The 2,074-nt window shown below is 74.6% G+C and carries 2 protein-coding genes; both read right to left on the bottom strand.

What is annotated here, in order from left to right:
* Positions 1 to 133: 133 nt before the first annotated feature.
* Complete coding sequence (locus tag VF468_06470) at positions 134 to 1,297, bottom strand: MFS transporter (protein HEX5877953.1); 1,164 nt, start codon at positions 1,295 to 1,297, stop codon at positions 134 to 136.
* A 4-nt stretch (positions 1,298 to 1,301) separates the two neighbouring features.
* A partial coding sequence (locus tag VF468_06465; protein HEX5877952.1) for a molybdopterin-dependent oxidoreductase occupies positions 1,302 to 2,074 on the bottom strand: 773 nt, incomplete at its 5' end.

The raw sequence follows: 2,074 nt of genomic DNA, 5'->3' as shown, positions 1-2,074 counted from the left end.
CGGTGCGGCTCGGGCGTCGAGGTCTCGATCTCCGCGAAGTACCGCCATCCGGCCGGGCCGGGGGCGCAGCGAAAGGACTCCGTCCCCACGGGCCGGCCCGAACCGTCCTGCACCGTGTACCGGCCGGCGGGCATCACGCCGCCTCTCGCCCGCCGGATCGGGTCAGGAGAAGGACGAACCCGAGGATGGCCACCGCGGCGCCGATCAGGAACACGCCGCCGTAGCCGAACCCGGCGGCCACGAACCCCAGGGCGGCCGGGCCGATGCCGAAGCCGACGTCGACCATCGCCGTGAACGTCCCGATGGCGGCCCCACGCTCGCCGGGCGACGTGCCCCGGAGCGCCAGGGCCATCAGCGCGGGGAAGGCCAGGGCCTGCCCCACGGCGTAGACGGACGTGGCCGCGAACAGGCCCGGCGCCGTTCGCCACAGCCCGGCCAGGGCCAGGCCCGCGGCCGACACGACCAGGGAGGCCCGGGCCGCCCGCATCGGGCCGAGGGTGTCGGGCAGCCGAGCGCCGACGAGCCTGATCGCCACGACGATGCTGGAGAACAGCACGAACACGCCGCCGGACCCCGACAACCCCAGCTCGCGGGCATACAGGGGGACGAAGGCGAAGAACCCGGCCGCCCCCCAGATGCTCGCCAGGACGGCGGTTCCCGGCAGCAGCGCGCTCCGGTGGATCAGCCGAGAGGGGGCGTGGTGCGGGCGGACCGGGGCCACCCGGACCCGCAACGTCAGCAGCCAGGCGACGAGCCCCAGGGCAGCGGCGACGAGCCAGACCCGGTCGTACCGGCCGTCGCCGAGCACCGCCTCGCCGATCGGGGGGCCGACGGCGATGCCCGTCCAGAGGGCCAGGGAGAAGAAGCTGATCGCCTCGCCCCGGCGGTCGTGAGGCGCCAGGTCGGCGATGGCGCTGGCGGCTCCGGTGAAGAACAGCGCCTCGCCGACGCCGGTGACGAGGCGCAACGCGATGAGCGCCGGCACCGAGTCGGCGGCGACGTAGGCGGCCAGCGATACCGTCACGATGCCGATCCCGATCAGCATCGGGAGGCGACGCCCGCGCCGATCGGCCAGGCGACCGGCCCACGGCCTGATCAGCAGGGCCGTCACGCTGAACGCGCCCACGACCACCCCGACCGAGACGTCGCCGCCCCCGAGCGGCCCTCGCACGTACAGGGGAAGGACCGGCAGCACGACGCTGACCGTGATGAAGTACGCCAGCGTCGCCAGCGCGATCAGGACGAACGTGGGGGTGACCAGCCGCTCCCGGGCCACGGCCGCCGAGTCTAGCGCCACCGGTTCACGTCACCGGGAAGGGCCACTGCCACCACCACGGGACCGGCGACGCCTCGACCCGAGCGACCCATTTCACCCACCAGAAGCCCCGCCTCCCCGGGGCCACCAGGCGAGCCGGGAAGCCGTGGCCCGGATCGAGCGGACGGCCGCCGACCCTGGTCGCCAGGAGCAGCCGTGACAGATCGGCGGCCGGGAACCGTCGCGGATAGCCGGTGACCGACACGACCTTGAGACTTCTGGCCTCGCCCACCGCCGGCAGCAGCCGCCACAACCACGCACCCTCCCACACCTGCTCCGCGTACCAGCCCCCGGTGCAATCGAGGGTGGCCCGCACCCGGTCGGTGAAGCCGGCCACCTCCTCGTGGGTCCACGTCCGAACGCCGTCGGCCGACGCGACCTCGAGCCGCCAGGACCCCGGGTCGAGCCAGGGCACCTCGTCGTCGAGCCACTGCGTGACCGGCATGTCCTTGGGCCGGCCCGAGCCCCGCTCGTAGGACCCGGTGAACCGGCGATCCGCGCCCGGCAGGGCGGTGGCCCGGACCACCCCCTCGATGCCCATGTACGCGAGGCCGGCCCCGCCGACCACCGCCCCGGCCCGCAGCAGGCTCCGTCGGGATAGATCGGTCCGCCGCGGCCGGACACGCCGGGCCAGCACGTGCCAGACCGCGAACGGGATCGAGAGCAGCGCCGCGCCGACGTGAAGCTGCATCGCGGTCACCGGGCCGAGTTCGACCAGGATTCCCGTGGCGTGGAGGACGCCGGAGGCCACGGCCACGA

It is taken from the genome of Actinomycetota bacterium (genome assembly GCA_036280995.1).
In the GTDB taxonomy this organism is placed as follows: domain Bacteria; phylum Actinomycetota; class CALGFH01; order CALGFH01; family CALGFH01; genus CALGFH01.
The sequence above is the reverse complement of the archived record's forward strand: the minus strand, read 5'-3'. Positions and strand labels throughout refer to the sequence as shown.